We start from the raw sequence: 17,929 nt of genomic DNA on the forward strand, positions 1-17,929 counted from the left end.
GGCTGGTGTTTACTGTTTGCTCAGGCGACGACGGCCGCGACTTTTTTCGCCGCATCGGTCAAGTCATCGGCGGCGATAATATCCAGTCCGCTGCCGGCCAGCAGTTCCCTGCCCTCGTTTACATTGGTGCCCTCCAGTCTCACAACCACAGGCACTTCGACGCCCACTTCTTTCACCGCAGCAATAATTCCCTCGGCAATCAGGTCGCAGCGAACGATGCCACCGAATATGTTCACCAGGATCGCCTTGACCCGGTCGTTCGACAAAATCAGCTTGAACGCCTCAGCCACGCGCTCGGCTGTCGCGCCGCCACCGACATCCAGGAAATTCGCCGGGTCGCCGCCGTGCAGTTTGATCAGGTCCATCGTCGCCATCGCCAATCCGGCGCCGTTGACCATGCAGGCGATATTGCCGTCAAGGGACACATAATTGAGATCGTGGGCACTGGCCTCGTTTTCCTTTTCGTCTTCCTGCGTCGGGTCGCGCCATTCCAACATCTGCGACTGGCGAAACAGCGCGTTGTCTTCGATATTGATTTTCGCGTCCAGCGCGACCACATCGCCATCGGCGGTCACGATCAACGGGTTGATTTCGATCATCGAAGCGTCGCGTTCGACAAATAACTTGTACAACTGCATCGTTATCCTGGTGAACTGAGCGACCTGTTCCTTGTCGAGTCCCAGCGAGAATCCCATCTGGCGGGCCTGGTACGGCTGCAGACCGGCCGCCGGGTGGACCGACAGCGTTTGAATCTTGCCCGGCTCCGCCGCTGCGACTGCCTCGATATCCATGCCGCCCGCCGCGGACACCATAAAACTGATGCGCTCGCTGGCACGGTCCACCAGCAGGCTCAGATAAAGTTCGCGCGCAATTTCGGAACCCACCTCCACGATTACCGTGTGAATTGGCAACCCCTCGGGTCCGGTCTGTTTGGTGACCAGGGTGCTCCCCAACATTTCCAGCGCGGCTTTTTTGACTTCATCGACGCTGGTGACCAACCTGACGCCTCCTGCCTTGCCACGACCACCCGCGTGTACCTGGGCCTTGACCACCCAGACATTACCGCCCAGCTCCCTGGCAGCGCTGGCTGCATCATCGGGCGTGTGCGCCGGCAGCCCTTTTGGTACGGGAATGTCGTACTGCCTGAACAAGCGCTTCGACTGGTATTCGTGGAGATTCATCTGGCGGACCCGGGATTTCAGAAGGCGCGTATTGTGGAGCAAATACTCAGCCGGTGCAAAGCTGTTTGGGCCTGGCGGCCTTTGCTTCTACAATGGTCACGGCAAAATGCCAGCCACGGAATGAGGCACCCATGCAGGCAAGCTCGAGCACCGGCGAAGTGAGTCGTCCGGCCCTGACAAAAGTTGCCCCGGCAACCCAGGCGCCCCGTCAGGCCGCCGACGACCTCAGTTGGAGAATACTGCAGCTACTGAATGTATTTCGGGTCCTGGCCGCAATATTGCTGTTGATGCTTTTTGCCAGCGCCGATCAACCGAGGATTTTCGGCGCCCAGCAACCGACGCTGTTCGTTGCGATCTGCGGCTTGTACCTGGGAATTGGCGTTAGCAACATGGCTGCGGTTGCGCGCCGCTGGCCATCGCGAATCACCCAGATATCGTGGTCGGTGGCGTTGGATATAGCCGTCATTACGACGTTGAGTCATGCCAGCGGCGGCATCAGTTCTGGCCTGGCAAACCTGCTGATCATTGTCATCGGCGCCAGCGCGCTGGTCCTGCCGAGGAAAAGGACCCTGCTGGCCGGGTCTTTGGCGGTGCTGGCAATACTCGGGGACCAAGCGTGGCTGCTCATGGATACGCCGCCGATCGCCAAGGACTTTACCGCGGCGGGGCTACTCAGCGGCATTATCCTGACCATGGCGTTGTTGATGGCTCCGGTTGCGCGCCGGATACAGGAAACGGAAGCATTGGCAAGACAACGCGGGGTGGACCTGGCGAACCTCGCGGAACTGAATCAATACATCGTCCAACATTTGCGGGAAAGCATCGTCGTCGTGGACAAGGATAACCAGGTTCGGTTGATGAATGCCTCAGCCGCCAGCATCCTGGGCTCACCGCGCCGCCAGCCTGCCAGGCACCTGTCCGAAGTCTCGCCGAGGCTGTACATGTTGCTAAAAGCCTGGCGGCGGAACCCGGAAGAATTCCGCCAGGCGCAGCCTTCGTTTATTGCCGCCGATGGAGATCGCGTGATCAACCCCCAGTTTGCGCCGTTGCGGGAAAGCGGGGGCGACGCGATGCTGGTTTTCCTCGAAGACACCAGCATGCTGGCGGAAAAAGTTCAGCAATCGAAACTCGCTGCACTGGGCCGGCTGACCGCCAGCATCGCCCATGAAGTCCGTAACCCGGTTGGCGCGATGAGCCATGCGGCCCAGTTGCTCAGGGAATCCGCGGTCATGACCAGCACCGAGCGGCGGCTGACCGATATCATCCATACCAATGGACAGCGAGTCAGCCAGATCATCGAGAACATACTGCAATTGTCCAGCCGCAATACCACGGCGCCGGAACGGTTGCAACTCGAACCCTGGGTGGCCGATTTTGCCGATGAGTTCAGCCAGACCCAGCAGGTGGATCGCAGCCGGCTCCGGGTTGCCAGCGCCGGCCCGGCCCCCGAAGTGCAGATCGATCCCGGCCATTTGCACCAGGTGCTGTGGAACCTGTGCGAAAACGCAATCAAGTACGCCTGTCCCGACGATGGGTCGATCGACCTGAAGATCGGCCGCTTGCGCGGCTCCGAACGTCCATACCTGGAAGTCGGCGACCGGGGAAAAGGCATATCAGAAGCCGATGCCGAGCGTATCTTCGAACCGTTTTTTACCGGCGAACAAGGCGGCACCGGCCTCGGTTTGTTTATTTGCCGTGAACTTTGCGAATGCAACCGGGCTACACTGATCTACCAGCCGCGACCCGATGGCGGCAGTATCTTCAGAATTACTTTTTCCGATCCGCAACGCTGGGAGAATAACGCATGAATCAGCCAACCGCGCTGGTCATCGACGACGAACCCGATATCCGCGAATTGCTGAGCCTGACTTTGCAACAGATGGATATCCAGACCCGGACCGCGGCCGACCTGGCCGAAGCGCGGGCATTGTTGCTGAAAAAATCCTTCGATCTGTGTTTTACCGACATGAAATTACCCGACGGCAGCGGCCTGGACCTGGTCGAATGGATGCAGGAACAAACGCCGAATACACCGGTGGCGGTAATCACGGCGCACGGCAATGTCGAGACCGCGGTCAGGGCGCTCAAGGCGGGCGCATTCGATTTCGTATCGAAGCCGCTGGATCTCGATGGCCTGCGCAAAATGGTCAAAACAGCGCTGCGCCTGCGCAACGACCGAACGGCGGGCGATGAAGACCCCGACACCACCCTGATCGGCGATTCCACGGCCATGCAGCGCGTCCGCGACCTGGTTGCCAAGGTCGCCCGCAGCCAGGCGCCGGTCCATATATGCGGCGAGTCGGGGACCGGCAAGGAATTGGTCGCGGTCATGATCCACGATTCCGGGCCGCGGCGTGACGGTCCGTTCGTGCCGGTCAATTGCGGCGCCATACCGAGCGAGTTGATGGAGAGCGAGTTCTTCGGGCACAAGAAAGGTTCGTTTACCGGCGCGGTTGCCGACAAACCCGGCCTTTTCCAAAGCGCGGAAGGCGGCACGCTGTTTCTCGACGAAGTGGCGGAGTTGCCGCTGCACATGCAGGTCAAACTGCTGCGGGTGATCCAGGAAAAATCCGTGCGCCCGGTTGGCAGCGAACGCGAAGTGCCGGTGGATGTGCGCGTGCTCAGTTCAACCCACCGCAACCTGGCGGAACTGGTGGCGACGGGGGAATTCCGGGAAGATCTTTTTTACCGCATCCATGTCATCGAGCTGCATGTCCCGCCGCTGAGAGAGCGTGACGGCGATATTCTGCAGCTGGCCGGTTTTATCCTGGCGCGGCTATCGGAGCAGATGGGCTTGCCGGTACCGGCGCTCGATCCCGATGCCGAGTCGGCCTTGTTGGCGCATCCGTTCCCAGGCAACGTGCGTGAGCTGGAAAATCTGCTGGAAAGAGCGCTGACCCTGAACAGCGGCAACATCATCGGCGCGGCAGATCTGCAGCTTGAACCCGGCAGCGCGAAGCCGGCCAAAGTATCCGATAGCAGCAAGCTTGGCAGTCAGCTCGAGGGCATCGAGCGCGAGGCGATCGTGACAGCGCTGGAACAAACCCGTTACAACAAGACCCAGGCCGCAAAACTGCTCGGCATCAGTTTCCGGGCACTGCGCTACCGGATCAAGAAGCTGAAAATCGAATAGCAAAAACAGCCGGCGAACCACCTGCTATTTGACAGAATCACCGTCTGCAAAAACCGACCGGGTGACAGAATTTGTCAGCTTCTGACGCGCGGCGGCCACCGATTGGGACAGCTAGCCCAGCCCTCTACGCCTGTTTCTGGCCAAATAATTCTTTTTTTCTTTTTAAATCAGTTGCTTAATGAAAAATAGAGTTTTTTGGCACGGGGGTTGCACTTATTAAGGTAGCCAAATGGCCTTTATATATACCTCTCCAAGGAGATAGAAATGAAAAAGATCCAACAGGGTTTTACCCTTATCGAACTGATGATCGTGGTCGCGATTATCGGCATCCTGGCCGCGATTGCTATCCCGGCGTATCAGGATTACACCATTCGCGCGCAGGTGACCGAAGGTCTGAACTTATCGGCCGCTTTGAAGGCGTCTGTATCTGAAGAATTTGCAGATTCAGGCCTTTGGCCGCCCGCCCTGATTGACCTTGGCATCACCGCCTCGCCGTCCGGCAGGTATGTTGCCAACCTGATTTTGACCAATGGTACGATCAGCGTTACTTATGGTAACGACGCCAACGCGACACTGGTTCTGTTCCCGTTGCTGACAATCAAGCCGTGGGTCAGCGCAAACCTGGATGTGGTATGGGCGTGCGGCAACTCCGGTCAGCCGGCCGGTACTGCTGAAGCACCCACGGGTGCCTCCGCCGTAATCGCAACATCTGTTCTGAACAAGTACATGCCGTCTGCTTGCCGTCCATAATACTTGTCTGAACACGATCTGGTTTTACACCAGATCAAGGAAACCCCTCTTGCGAGGGGTTTTCTTTTTCGGTCCTATTAATCTCAAAGGTCAGACATAGGCAAAATCAGCTGATTTCTGTTTTCGCCAACGCGCTAATTGAGGTAGCTTTAACGGTCTCCATTTTTGCCGGAGGCTGAATGCTCGAAAATCGCCAACAGGGTTTCACCGCCATCGAACTGGTCCTGGTTTTCATCGTGCTGGCTGTAGTCGCGGGCCTGCTTGCGCTGGCGGTGGATGTATACCGGGTTCGCGGTCAGGTCGACCACAGCCTGAAGGCGGCGCAACCCGCCCGCGAAGTGCTGGAGCGATTCTTCGCGGATACGGGCCGCGCGCCGCTGGCCGAGGAAGAACTGGCCCGTCAGGGCCTGGCCATGCCGCGCGTACCTGATTACCTTTCGGCCCTCAGGCTGGAAGGCGGGCGGCTGGAACTGGTGTTCGGCAACCGGGCCAGCGCGCGCCTGGCCGGGCATACGCTGGCGCTCAGTCCTTATGTATCGATCGATGGCGAGATGATCTGGCATTGCGGCGATGCGCCCTTGCCAGCCGGGCTTACCGGCCTGGCTGTTCATGCCGGGCCCAGGGCGCCGGCGATGGTGCCACGGCAGTTTTTACCGTCTGCGTGCCGGAACTGAGCCGCGCAGACGAACCGGGAAAAAACGATCTGGACTCATTCCAGGTGCAGTTCCAATGCCTGCCCGGAGAGCTTTATCTGAAAACTTGGCAAACGTATCTGAAAATCAGTAAGTTATAGGGCTAGCCTGTGCGATCAGGCAGGGATGGAAGCAAGCGAGGCGGCGGGCATATATTTCCAAAAATGCTGCCTGTGTCACTTTATTTTTGAACATAAGTCAGTAAAGTCTGGCTTATTCGGTGGGGTTTGCTGCCCCGCCGCAGGCTCAGGGGCCTTATAAATGGCGGTAGCTGCGAAGAAAACCCATCTGACTGGTCTGCCCAGACGCCTGGTGCAGGAAGAAATCTGCACCGAGGAAGTCGTGCAGCAGGCCATTGCGGCCGCCAAGAAAGAAAAAACCACGCTGGTTAACCACCTGATCAACAACCGTCTTGCCGACGCGCAAGACGTAGCTCAGGCGGCTTCCCATGAATTCGGCGTGCCGACGCTGAATCTCGAAGCGCTGACTGTCGACATCGATGTCTGCAAACTGGTCAACCAGGACCTGCTGGCCAAGCACAAGGTCTTGCCGCTGGTCAAACGCGGCAAACGTATTTTCATCGCGGTATCCGACCCGACCAACTTGCACGCGCTGGACGAGATCCGTTTTCAGACCGCGCTCAGCGTCGAAGCGATCGTCGTCGAACAAGACAAGCTCGACGAAGCGATTGGCAAGGCCATGGAAGCCATGGATACCAGCATGGATGCCTACGACGACGAAGATTTCGACCTGGAAAACCTCGAAATCGGCGCCGCCGAGGATTTTCAACCCGATGAGGTCAGCAGCGCCGACGTAGACGACGCCCCGGTCGTCCGTTTCGTCAACAAAATCCTGCTCGACGCCATCAGGAAGGGGGCATCCGATGTCCATTTCGAGCCCTTCGAGAAATTTTTCCGGGTGCGCGTGCGTCTGGACGGGGTTCTGCGCGAAGTGGCCAAACCACCAGTCGCACTGGCCGGCAAAGTCTGTGCGCGCCTGAAGGTCATGTCGCGACTCGATATCGCCGAGCGGCGGGTGCCGCAGGATGGCCGCATCAAGATGCGGATTTCGAAAAACCGGTCGATCGATTTCCGGATGAATACCTGCCCGACGTTGTTCGGGGAAAAAGTCGTCCTGCGTATCCTCGATCCCACCAGCGCCCAGATGGGCATCCAAAATCTGGGGTACGAAGATTTTCAGCAAAAACTGTTCGAAGACCAGCTCGCCAAACCTTATGGCATGATCCTGGTCACCGGACCCACCGGCAGCGGCAAGACCGTTTCGCTTTATACCGGTCTGAACATTCTGAACAGTATCGACCGCAATATATCCACCGCGGAGGACCCGGTGGAAATCAACATGCCGGGCGTAAACCAGGTCAACGTGAACTTCAAAGTCGGCCTGAATTTCGCGACCGCAATGAAAGCCTTCCTGCGACAGGATCCCGATGTCATCATGGTCGGCGAAATCCGCGACCTGGAAACCGCCGATATCGCTATCAAGGCGGCGCAGACCGGTCACCTGGTCCTGTCCACGCTGCATACCAACGATGCGCCGAATACCCTGACCCGAATGGTCGACATGGGCGTCAAACCCTATGCGATCGCGAGTTCGGTCAGCCTGATTATCGCGCAGCGCCTAGCCAGGGTTCTTTGCAACGACTGCAAGGAGGCCCGGGACATTCCGCCAGAAGCGCTGCTGGCAGAAGGCTTCACCCGCGAAGACATCAAGAAGGGGCTGACCATCTACGGGCCCGTTGGCTGTTCGCGTTGCACCGATGGCTACAAGGGCCGGACTGGCATATACCAGGTCATGCCGGTGACCCACGAGATAGGCCAGATCATCCTGCAGGGCGGCAACGCGACCCAGGTGGCCGATCAGGCCGCTCTCGAGGGCGTCTGGGACCTCCGCCGCTCGGCGCTCGAAAAAGCCAGGAAGGGCATTACCGGGCTGGAAGAAATCAACCGGATCACGATAGATTAGGCAGTGAGAACCAGGCCGCCTTAAGGAACAGAGGACCACCTAGCCATGGCAAACGCAGCAATCAAACAAATCCCCTTTATCTGGGAAGGAACGGATCGCAAGGGCAAGCGCATCAAGGGCAAATCCCTGGCCAGCAGCGAAGCCGCACTGCGCTCGACACTGCGCCGCCAGGGCCTGGTGCCGATCAAGGTGCGCAAGGAAAGAACGCTGTTTTCGTCCCAGGGCACGGTCACGCCAGCGGATATTGCCATTTTCAGCCGCCAGCTTGCGACCATGCTGACCGCCGGCATCCCGCTGGTGCAGGCCTTCGAGATCGTCGCCGCCGGCCACGATGTGCCGGCCGTGCGCAAACTGATCCTGAACATCAAGACCGATGTCGAGGGAGGTACGACGCTTGCCGACGCACTGGCGAGACACCCGCTGTATTTTGACGATCTTTTCGTCAACCTGGTCCGGGCGGGCGAACAGGCCGGCGCGCTGGAATCGCTGCTCGACAAGATCGCCACCTACAAGGAAAAGACCGAGGAGCTCAAGAAAAAAATCAAGAAAGCGCTCACTTATCCGACCGCGGTCCTGGTTGTCGCCCTGGTCGTGACCGTAATTTTGCTGATCTTCGTGATCCCGCAGTTTGAGGATCTGTTCAAGGGTTTTGGCGCCGATCTGCCGGCCTTCACGCAGATGGTTATCAATCTTTCCGAATTCGTGCAAGCCAAGGGCTGGTTCATGGCCATTGTCGCCGGCGGCGGCATGTGGGCATTCCTGGAATGGAAAAAACGCTCGCGCAAACTGCGCCACGTGCTCGACAGGATTTCCCTGAAACTGCCGATTATAGGCACGATCCTCAACAAGGCGGCGATCGCCCGATTCGCCAGGACGCTGTCGACGATGTTTAACGCGGGCGTGCCGCTGGTCGAAGCCCTCGAGTCGGTCGCCGGCGCCACCGGCAATATCGTCTATGAGGTTGCGGTCCTGCAGCTACGCGAAGAAGTGGCCACCGGTCAGCGCCTGGCGGCTTCCATGGAGAATGTCAACCTGTTCCCCAACATGGTCATCCAGATGATAGCGGTCGGCGAGGAGTCGGGTGCGCTGGATGACATGGCCTCGAAGGTTGCGGATTTTTATGAAGCAGAGGTCGACAATGCAGTGGACAGCATGAGCAGTCTGCTCGAACCGATGATCATGGCCATCCTGGGCGTGCTGGTTGGCGGACTGGTTATCGCCATGTACCTGCCGATATTCAAGATGGGTGCGGTCATCTGATCCCACCGGCCATACGTGGTTTTCGGTATTGCCATACGAAGCCGCTGGTGAAGAAAACAAAACGCTGCACGCGATGCGGCGTTTTTTTTCTCGTCCTGCAACTGGGCCCGCATGTCACCAAAGCGGACTAGACGGAATATGAAGAGAATTACCAAAAGAAAATGGATGTAATCAACTTTATTGCCGGCAATCCAATGTTGTACCTGGTTCTGGCTTTTCTGACCGGGCTGATGGTGGGCAGCTTCCTGAATGTCGTTATCTATCGTTTGCCGGTGATGCTTGAACGGGAGTGGAAACAACAATGTTCTGAGATCATGGACCTGGAGCCGGTGGCAGAAAAAGCCAGGTTCAACCTGCTGACGCCGAGCTCCAGCTGTCCGTCGTGCGGCCACCGGATAACCGCCTGGCAAAACATCCCGATATTGAGCTACCTGTTGCTGCGTGGAAAATGCGCCGCCTGCGCAACCCGGATATCTCCACGCTACCCCGCGGTCGAACTATTGACCAGCATGGTCTCGGTTCTGGTCGTCTGGCGTTTTGGCTTTACGCTGGAAGCACTGGCGGCCCTGTTCCTGAGCTGGACCCTTATCGCGTTGAGCGGGATCGACCTTGATCACAAGTTGCTGCCCGACTCGCTGACCTTGCCGTTGCTGTGGACGGGTTTGCTGATCAGCCTCGCCGGCAAACTGGTCTCTGCGGAAACACTGTTCATCGATCCCGCGGACAGCATTGCCGGCGCCGTCATCGGTTACCTGGCGCTGTGGTCGGTTTACCAGCTCTTTCTCCTAATCACCGGCAAGGAAGGCATGGGCTATGGTGATTTCAAGCTACTGGCGGCACTCGGCGCCTGGCTTGGCTTACAGCAGCTGCCGCTGGTCATTTTTTTCTCGGCCCTGGTCGGGGCGGCGGCCGGGATTGTCATGATCGTCGCGCTGGGACGAGACCGGCAGATACCGATCCCGTACGGCCCGTATCTTGCTGCCGCGGGCTGGGTGGCATTGATGTGGGGCAGCGACATCAGCGCCTTTTATTTTCGTATTGCCGGTCTGGCATGATGCCGGGGACCGGACACACTGTGCAACAATAATGAGAGTTTGATACGAGCAGCAAAATGGACCAATCTGACTTGCCAACCGCTGCCACCAACATGTTCAGAGTCGGTCTGACCGGCGGTATCGCCTGTGGCAAGACGACGGTTGCCGACCTGTTTGCGGCACTGGGCGCCCATATCATCGACACCGACGAACTGGCTCGTGATGTGGTGGAACCCGGTGAGCCAGCGCTGGAATCTGTAATCGAGCATTTCGGCAGTTCGATCCTCAATGACGATGGTCGGCTCAATCGTCGCGCGCTAAGGCGCCTGGTGTTCTCGGATCCGGAGAAAAGACACCTCCTGGAGCAAATTCTCCATCCCGCCATTCGCCAGCGAATGATCGAATCCAGCGCCATCGTGCGCGGGCCCTACCAGGTTCTGGTGATCCCGCTGCTGGTGGAGAGCCACAGCGACGGCCATGTCGACCGGGTCCTGGTCGTGGATTGCGACGAGGAAGTACAAATCCGGCGCCTGATGAACCGCGACCATGAATCCAGGGAGAATGCCGAAAATATGCTGGCGGCCCAGATATCCCGTCAAGACAGACTGGACCACGCAGACGACATCATTGACGGCGGAAGCAGCCTGGAGGCACTGCAAAAAAGGGTAAAACAACTCGATCAATACTATCGCGAACTCGCGACAAGTTTGCCGCATACCGGCCCGTAGTAGAGAATACCCGCATGTATAATCCTGCCAGCCAGCATTCACAGCCAGCGGACGATTACCTGGTCTATGAGCAGCCCCTGGCGGAGCGCATGCGCACCTTTCTGCGTATAGAATTTCTCTACCAGCAATCTCTTTATCATTCGGAAATGGATGCGCCGTGGAGCAGCCGTGCAGCTGTCGACAGCCTGCTGGGGATTATGGCCATCCTGACCCGTGGCGATGTACGTGGCGATGTACTGAAAGAACTCGAGCGCCACACTGTTGAGCTAAACCGTTACCAGGCGAAATCGGGTGTGGACGGCGGTCGCCTGCAGGCGCTCTTGACCAACCTCAGCAGCCTGCGTGATCAGCTAATCGGGCAGCAAAGCCGTTTTTTGCAACGCCTCAAGGAATCGGACTTTCTTTCCGCAGTCAAGCATCGTAGCGCAATACCCGGCGGCACCTGCGAATTCGATTTGCCGGACTACAACCATTGGCTCCATCGCGACATGCAGGACCGCCGCAAGGACTACGAAAATTGGATAGCGGATTTGCGGCCGCTTTGCGATGGCGTTGCCGAGCTGTTATGGCTGACTCGGGAAAGTATTTCCGCCACTGAATCGACCGCCAAGGCCGGCATGTTTCAGCAGGCCCTGGAGAAAGGATCGTCAGTTCAGATGGTGCGGGTTGCAGTCCCGAGAAGCGCCAATGTTTTTCCCGAGATCAGTGGCAGCCAGCAGCGTTTTACCGTGCGTTTCCTCGAATGGCAGGACACCGATCATCGGCCAACCCAGACATCGGATGATATCGACTTCCTGCTTTATCTTTGCTGATTCCCTGCCGCCGCACAGGCTCCTGCCTTTTGGCACCAGAACCCGCTGATTCCGGCTACCCCCTGGGCGCCGTGGCGCCAGGCCGTTTCCAGGTCATTGGGCACCAGGCCGCCGAGCGCAAAAACCGGCATGGAAACTTTTCTTAGCAAGGCGCTAAAACCCGGCCAGCCCAATGCCGCGCGATCCCGCTGACCGACGGCAGGCAAGACCGGCCCGAGTACGCAGAAATCCGCATTGGCGCGTTCCGCCGCAGCCAGCTCCGCAGCGGAATGACAGGACGCGCCAACCACCAGTCCAACGGGTTTTTGCAGGTTGCCCAGTTGCTCCAGGAAGCGCGCGGGAACATGGCAACCTGCCGCTCCCAGCCGCTCACTCAGCGGCAGGACCTGTAATGGAGCGCCATTGAGCAGCAGGCGTGTCGCGGAGGCCTCGCAGCGGCGCGCAACAGTTTTTGCCAGCCGGCCGTAGCTGCTCGCCGACCACCCCGGGCAATGGAGTTGCAACAGCGAAATGCCGAGATCCAGAGTTTGCTCGAGCTGGTCCAGCCATTTGGCCGAGGCATTTTTATCGTCGATCGGCGGGGATGGCGTAATGACATAGGTGGCGGGCAGTTCCAGGCTGGTGACGATAGGCCGGTCGGCATCGAGCAACCCGATGCGTCTTAATTCAGCGGGCTCCACCCAGCACAACCTATGCCCTTCAGTATTGCGCGGCTGGCCGGTGAAATGGGTGACTTGCCAGACTTCGAGAAGCACGGTCTTTTCCGGGTATGCATGCCGCAGTGTAATGCGGCGCCGCGCACCGCTTACCTCGATCCCCAGTTCTTCGTGCAGCTCCCGTGCCAGGGCGCTGCGGGAATTCTCACCGGATTCGATCTTGCCGCCGGGAAATTCCCACTGCCCTTCGCGGAAAGTGCCAGGCAGACGCTGCATCAGCAACGTCCTGCCATCCTCGCGCTGCAAAATTCCCACGGCCACCCTGATCATTCGGGCTCTCTACTTGAGGCGGCCGTGGCAATGCTTGTATTTTTTGCCCGAACCACACGGGCAAGGTACGTTACGACCGACTTTTGGCTGAACCCGGACAAACGGCACGGCCGGTTCGGAATCCTGCGCGGGCCGCCCCTGAGCGGTCGCGCCGGGCGCAGCAGGACTGCTGGCCTGGGCATGTTCAAATTTCATCCCGCTGGTATCCCGGCGCTGGCTTTCAACCGCGGCAACATCTTCTTCGCTGCGCACCTGTACGCGCGACAGTATGCTGATCGAATCATGCTTGATCGAGTCAAGCATGGACGTAAACATCCCAAAGGCTTCGCGTTTATATTCCTGCTCGGGGTTTTTCTGTGCGTAACCTCGCAGATGAATCCCCTGGCGGAGATAATCCAGCGCGGCCAAATGTTCGCGCCACTGTGAATCCAGCTGCTGCAACATCACGGCTTTTTCAAAATGGCGCATGACGGGTTCACCAATGGATTTCACTTTTTCTTCATAGGCTTCTTCCACGGCATCACAAATTTTCCCGCGCAGGTCTTCTTCGACCAGGTCGTCATCGGCGACCAGCCAGCCCTGGATATCGACCCGCGTCACGAAGTCGTTTTCCAGTGCCTGCGACAAGCCGGGAACGTCCCATTGCTCTTCGACGCTGCCGGGCGGCACGAATTTATCAATGACCTGGTCGACAACATCGCGCCGGATGGCGCGAATATCTTCTTCCATGTCGGCGGCTTCCATCAGGCCGTCGCGCTGGTAGTAAATCGCGCGCCGCTGATCGTTGGCGACGTCATCGTATTTCAGCAGTTGCTTGCGGATATCGAAGTTGTGCGTCTCGACTTTTCTCTGCGCCCTCTCGATCTGGCGGCTCAACATCTTGCTTTCGATCGCTTCACCCTCGCGCATACCGACGCGTGACAGCAATCTCTTGACCCGCTCGGGATCGCCAAAAATGCGCATCAAGTTGTCTTCGAGCGACAGGTAGAAACGGCTGGATCCGGGATCCCCCTGGCGTCCGCTGCGACCGCGCAGCTGGTTATCGATACGCCGTGATTCGTGGCGCTCGGTACCGATAATCCGCAGACCCCCGGCATCGATAACGGTCCGATGTCTTGCTTGCCAATTCTCGGTGTGCAGGTTCTTCTGCGGCTCTTCGATCTCGCCCAGCGCCTGCAATTCACCCGCCAGGTTACCGCCCAGCACGATATCGGTACCGCGCCCGGCCATGTTGGTAGCGATCGTAACCTGGCCCGGCCGGCCGGCCTGGATGATCATTACTGCCTCGCGAGTGTGATGCTTGGCATTCAGGACCTGGTGATCGATATTTGTCTTTTTCAGAATACTCGATAAATATTCAGACGTTTCTATAGACGTAGTGCCAACCAGCACCGGCTGCGAACGTTTCTGACAATCCTGTATATCCTCGATAATCGCCTTGAATTTATCGTCGCGGGTCAGAAAAACCAGGTCCGGCTCGTCGTCACGGATCATCTCCATATGGGTCGGAATAACCACGACTTCCAGCCCGTAAATCTGTTGAAACTCAAATGCTTCCGTATCGGCCGTTCCGGTCATGCCGGCCAGTTTGTCGTACATCCTGAAATAGTTCTGGAAAGTGATTGAGGCAACAGTCTGATTCTCCTCCTTGATCGCCACGCCCTCCTTTGCCTCGACGGCCTGATGGAGCCCGTCCGACCAGCGGCGCCCCGGCATGGTCCTGCCGGTAAATTCGTCGACGATGACGATCTCGCCCTGGTTGACGATGTAGTCCACATCTCTCTGGAACAAAGTGTGTGCACGCAAAGCGGCGGTCAGATGGTGCATCAGGCGAATATTGGCGACGTCATAAAGGCTGTCGCCTTCCTTGATCAGGCCGGCCTGGGCCAGCAATTTCTCCACTTTCTGGTGACCCGCCTCGGTCAGGTGAGCCTGCTTGCTTTTCTCGTCGACACTGTAATCGCCCGGCGCTTCGATCTCGGGCGACGATTGCTCCCCCGGCACCATTTCCTGGCGTTCCAATTTCGGGACCAGCGCATTGATGCGCTGGTACAGGTCGCTGCTTCCTTCCGCGGGACCGGAAATGATCAGCGGCGTACGGGCTTCGTCGATGAGAATCGAGTCGACCTCGTCGACGATCGCAAAGCTCTGGTCGCGTTGTGCCTTGTCGGCCAGCCGGAATGCCAGGTTGTCCCGCAAATAGTCGAAGCCAAATTCGTTGTTGGTGCCATAAATAACATCACAGGCGTAAACCGCGATTTTGTCGTCGGGATTCATCCCGCTTTTGATCACCCCGACCGTCAGACCCAGAAATTCGTAAATCGGCCTCATCCAGTCCGCGTCACGCTGTGCCAGGTATTCGTTAACGGTGACGATCTGGACGCTGTCGCCGCCGAGCGCGTTCAGGTAAGCGGGCAAGGTAGCGACGAGGGTCTTGCCTTCTCCGGTGCGCATTTCCGCAATTTTGCCTTCATGCAAAACCAGGCCCCCGATCAACTGCACATCGAAATGACGCAGGCCCAGGGTCCTGACCGACGCTTCACGAACAACGGCAAAGGCTTCCGGGAGCACCTCCTCCAGTGTTTTTCCGCTGGTTACCGCGGCCTTCAGCTGGTCGGTCCTGGCCCGCAGTTCGCTGTCACTCAGGGCCTGAAGATCCGCTTCATACGTCCCGGCTTTGGCTACGTCTTTTGAATAGTGCCTGAGCAGGCGCTGGTTGCGGCTGCCAAAGATTCGGGTAACGAAATTCTCCATCAATGTTCCTCGTGGCACGCCCGGGTCAAACTGGTGGCAAAAGACCCCGTTTCAAGACCTGTACGCAGCCAAGCGACCCACAGGCGCGGGGGCAAAGGGCAGTATTTTACGGATAAGCCGAGACTTTAGGTAGCTTGTTGTGGAGGTTTTTCAGGCCTGGAGAATCAACGCGTGCCGCGAATGTATTCCAGCGGGTCGACCTTTCTCCCGCCACGCATCACTTCGAAATGAAGGTTTGGTCCGGTTGCCCGCCCGGTTCGGCCCATCAGCGATACGACCTGACCCTTGCTGACTTGATCGCCGACCGCGACCAGGTTTTTGGAGTTGTGGGCGTAGCGTGTGGAAAATCCGTTGCCGTGATTGATTTCCACCATCTCGCCATAGCCGAAGCGATCGCCGGACCAGGTGACCACCCCGGCGGCGACGGCGATTACCTCCGCGCCTTCCTTGCCGGCGAAATCCACCCCTTTGTGCCTGGTAGCCTTGCCGGTAAACGGGTCGGTGCGCATTCCATAATAGGATGAAATCCAGCCTGCGGTAACCGGCCGGCCCTCGGGATGAACTTCGTCGCTGAGGGTGCGGTTAAGCATCAAGTCTTCGAGTATGTCGAGTTGCCGGTGGCGATCCTGGATCTGCATGGCCAGCGTATCCAGCAAGAACTCCATATCCGGCATTGCGACTGATCGGCCCGGCGCCTCCGGTTCGGGGCCGCCCAGGGCCGGCGAGGAGTCGAAATCGAACTCGCCGTCGTCCAGATCCGCCATTTGCGTCAGACGCCTGCCCAGGGCCTCCAACCGAATCACCTGGGCGTTCATCTGTGCCAGTTTTACGGAAAGAGCGTCGATCTTCTCCCGGCTCACCTTGCGGGTTTCTTCGAGCAATTGTTCTTGCGTATCCAGTTCGGCCCGCCAGGCCGCGAGTTGCTCCTCAGGACCACCGGCGCTGATCAGACCGCTGACCCGGCCCAGGGAAAAGGCCGCGGCAAGGACCAAGCCAAGGCCCAGGACCACTAGCAGCAAATTGACCGGATGCTGCAGATTGACCTGCCGCGCCACGCCGTGGCGACGAGTGACCAATATCAGGTTCATGCCGCGCCCCGCTGTTTCAGATTCGATTGCAAGGCGGGCATAGCCTGGCGAACAGGCATCGACCCCCGGCAGGAAACCGGCGGTACAAATCTGTAATGTTCAACTATCCTCACACTGGCAACCCCGCTATCCTAGGTATTCCCGTAGATCGGTGGTTTTGCGTCCCCGTCTTTCGGTGGGTTTGCTCTTTTCAGTTCCACCAATATGCCGAGAAAATTTAAGTAAAACAAGCGATTAACCCAAATTTTGTGACCTGGTCCTCATTATGAAAAAACCCTCGTTCCGATCGCTGGACAAAGTCCTGCGAGACAATAGCAGCGGGCTCTCCCGGGTAATCCACCAAGCCAGCCTAATGGCTGCCTTGCGCGAATCGGTCGCAGAACTGCTGCCGCAGGACCACCGCGCACATTTACACGGCGTCTCGCTGCAAGAAGATCAGAGCCTGACCTTGCTAACTGAATCTGCGGCCTGGGCCAGTCGTTTTCGTTATCTCGAGTCTACCGTTCGCCAGGGCTTGAAAACGAAAACCGGTCTGGCGATCGGTAGAATCATCATTAAAGTGCGGCCCCCAGCAAATAATTCTCTTCCTGGCTCCTAGATTGCCATCACCGGCGTTGCATAGGAAATCGGCGATTCCGCGGCATCCTCAAAAGTCACTTCCTCCCATGCTTCCTGATCGGCAATTAACGCTCTGAGTAATGCATTGTTTAGTGCGTGCCCTGACTTGTACCCGCTGAACTCGCCAATCAGGCTATGGCCAAGAAGATAAAGATCGCCGATTACGTCAAGAATTTTATGCTTGACGAACTCATCCTCGCAACGCAGACCGTCTTCGTTCAGCACCCTGAAATCGTCCAGCACGATGGCATTGCTCATGCTGCCGCCCAAAGTTAGTTTCCTGGCACGTAAAGCTTCAATATCGCGCATAAAACCAAATGTTCTGGCGCGGCTTACTTCCTTGAGGAAGGAAGAGGTAGAAAAATCGATTGTCGATTCCTGCACATGGCTCTTGAAAACCGGATGGTCGAACTCGATCCGGAATTTGACCTTGAATCCTTCAAACGGAACGATCTGCGCCCATTTATCGTCCTCTACCACGCGCACCGGGCGCTTGATACGAATGAGCTTTTTCGCGCTTTTTTGTTCCTGGATGCCTGCCGATTGAATCAGAAACACAAATGGCCCGGCGCTGCCATCCATGATCGGTACTTCGGGTGCGCTGACGTCGACGATCGCATTGTCGATGCCCAGGCCCGCAAACGCTGACAACAGGTGCTCCACGGTCGCGACGCGGGTATCTCCACTGACCAGGGTAGTACCCAGCATCGTATCGCCGACATATTCAGCCCGGGCGGGAATATTGACAACCGGATCCAGATCGACCCGCCGAAACACCACACCAGTGTTTTCCGCAGCCGGGCGCAGCGTCATAAAGACTTTCTTGCCGGTGTGCAGACCCACACCGGTGGCCCGGATCGAATTTTTGAGCGTTCTTTGCCGCAATGAACTTACCAAATAAATCTTTCAA

At 57.9% G+C, this 17,929-nt stretch carries 15 protein-coding genes and 1 riboswitch; of the genes, 10 read left to right on the plus strand and 5 right to left on the minus strand.

The genetic code is table 11. From position 1 onward, the window contains the following. Window positions 1-20 precede the first annotated feature (20 nt). Window positions 21-1,181, minus strand: coding sequence for an ADP-forming succinate--CoA ligase subunit beta (gene sucC / locus IIA05_03885; GenBank protein ID MCH9026244.1), 1,161 nt, complete (start codon window positions 1,179-1,181; stop codon window positions 21-23). Between the two features lie 131 nt (window positions 1,182-1,312). On the opposite strand from sucC, the gene IIA05_03890 reads away from it, so the two are divergent. The 9 genes from IIA05_03890 to zapD all read left to right on the plus strand — a co-directional run bounded on the left by IIA05_03890 (window position 1,313) and on the right by zapD (window position 11,573). Beyond that, window positions 1,313-2,989, plus strand: a complete 1,677-nt coding sequence (locus IIA05_03890; protein MCH9026245.1) for an ATPase — start codon at window positions 1,313-1,315, stop codon at window positions 2,987-2,989. Next, window positions 2,986-4,314: a sigma-54-dependent Fis family transcriptional regulator gene (locus IIA05_03895; protein ID MCH9026246.1), complete on the plus strand. Its 1,329-nt coding sequence runs from the start codon at window positions 2,986-2,988 to the stop codon at window positions 4,312-4,314. Before IIA05_03890 ends, IIA05_03895 begins: the two co-directional genes overlap by 4 nt. A 264-nt stretch (window positions 4,315-4,578) precedes the next feature. Then, the gene (locus IIA05_03900) at window positions 4,579-5,064 is read left to right on the plus strand and encodes a pilin (protein ID MCH9026247.1); all 486 of its coding nucleotides are present in this window, start codon (window positions 4,579-4,581) and stop codon (window positions 5,062-5,064) included. Window positions 5,065-5,243: 179 nt separating this feature from the next. Continuing rightward, the gene (locus IIA05_03905) at window positions 5,244-5,738 is read left to right on the plus strand and encodes a pilin (protein ID MCH9026248.1); all 495 of its coding nucleotides are present in this window, start codon (window positions 5,244-5,246) and stop codon (window positions 5,736-5,738) included. Between the two features lie 279 nt (window positions 5,739-6,017). Continuing rightward, the gene (gene pilB, locus IIA05_03910) at window positions 6,018-7,739 is read left to right on the plus strand and encodes a type IV-A pilus assembly ATPase PilB (GenBank protein ID MCH9026249.1); all 1,722 of its coding nucleotides are present in this window, start codon (window positions 6,018-6,020) and stop codon (window positions 7,737-7,739) included. Between the two features lie 45 nt (window positions 7,740-7,784). Continuing rightward, a complete protein-coding gene (locus tag IIA05_03915; protein ID MCH9026250.1) occupies window positions 7,785-8,999 on the plus strand; it encodes a type II secretion system F family protein in 1,215 nt (404 codons plus the stop codon). Between the two features lie 161 nt (window positions 9,000-9,160). After that, window positions 9,161-10,054, plus strand: coding sequence for a prepilin peptidase (locus IIA05_03920; GenBank protein MCH9026251.1), 894 nt, complete (start codon window positions 9,161-9,163; stop codon window positions 10,052-10,054). Between the two features lie 92 nt (window positions 10,055-10,146). Then, on the plus strand, window positions 10,147-10,761 hold the full coding sequence (locus IIA05_03925) for a dephospho-CoA kinase (GenBank protein MCH9026252.1): 615 nt from the start codon (window positions 10,147-10,149) through the stop codon (window positions 10,759-10,761). A 14-nt stretch (window positions 10,762-10,775) separates the two neighbouring features. Continuing rightward, window positions 10,776-11,573, plus strand: coding sequence for a cell division protein ZapD (gene zapD / locus IIA05_03930; GenBank protein ID MCH9026253.1), 798 nt, complete (start codon window positions 10,776-10,778; stop codon window positions 11,571-11,573). On the opposite strand, the gene IIA05_03935 is transcribed toward zapD, so the two are convergent. The 3 genes from IIA05_03935 to IIA05_03945 form a co-directional block, all read right to left on the minus strand. Continuing rightward, the gene (locus IIA05_03935; GenBank protein MCH9026254.1) at window positions 11,561-12,559 is read right to left on the minus strand and encodes a Nudix family hydrolase; all 999 of its coding nucleotides are present in this window, start codon (window positions 12,557-12,559) and stop codon (window positions 11,561-11,563) included. The two genes, zapD and IIA05_03935, sit on opposite strands and share 13 nt — an antisense overlap. Window positions 12,560-12,568: 9 nt before the next feature. After that, window positions 12,569-15,316: a preprotein translocase subunit SecA gene (gene secA / locus IIA05_03940; GenBank protein ID MCH9026255.1), complete on the minus strand. Its 2,748-nt coding sequence runs from the start codon at window positions 15,314-15,316 to the stop codon at window positions 12,569-12,571. A gap of 161 nt (window positions 15,317-15,477) precedes the next feature. Beyond that, window positions 15,478-16,401, minus strand: a complete 924-nt coding sequence (locus IIA05_03945; protein MCH9026256.1) for a M23 family metallopeptidase — start codon at window positions 16,399-16,401, stop codon at window positions 15,478-15,480. Window positions 16,402-16,514: 113 nt separating this feature from the next. Then, window positions 16,515-16,597: riboswitch (cyclic di-GMP riboswitch) on the minus strand. Between the two features lie 69 nt (window positions 16,598-16,666). On the opposite strand from IIA05_03945, the gene IIA05_03950 reads away from it, so the two are divergent. Then, on the plus strand, window positions 16,667-16,999 hold the full coding sequence (locus IIA05_03950; protein ID MCH9026257.1) for a DUF721 domain-containing protein: 333 nt from the start codon (window positions 16,667-16,669) through the stop codon (window positions 16,997-16,999). Here IIA05_03950 and IIA05_03955 read toward each other — a convergent pair. After that, the gene (locus IIA05_03955) at window positions 16,996-17,904 is read right to left on the minus strand and encodes a UDP-3-O-acyl-N-acetylglucosamine deacetylase (protein ID MCH9026258.1); all 909 of its coding nucleotides are present in this window, start codon (window positions 17,902-17,904) and stop codon (window positions 16,996-16,998) included. The two genes, IIA05_03950 and IIA05_03955, sit on opposite strands and share 4 nt — an antisense overlap. Window positions 17,905-17,929 lie beyond the last annotated feature (25 nt).

This window comes from Pseudomonadota bacterium (genome assembly GCA_022572885.1).
In the GTDB taxonomy this organism is placed as follows: Bacteria; Pseudomonadota; Gammaproteobacteria; order Steroidobacterales; family MnTg04; genus MnTg04.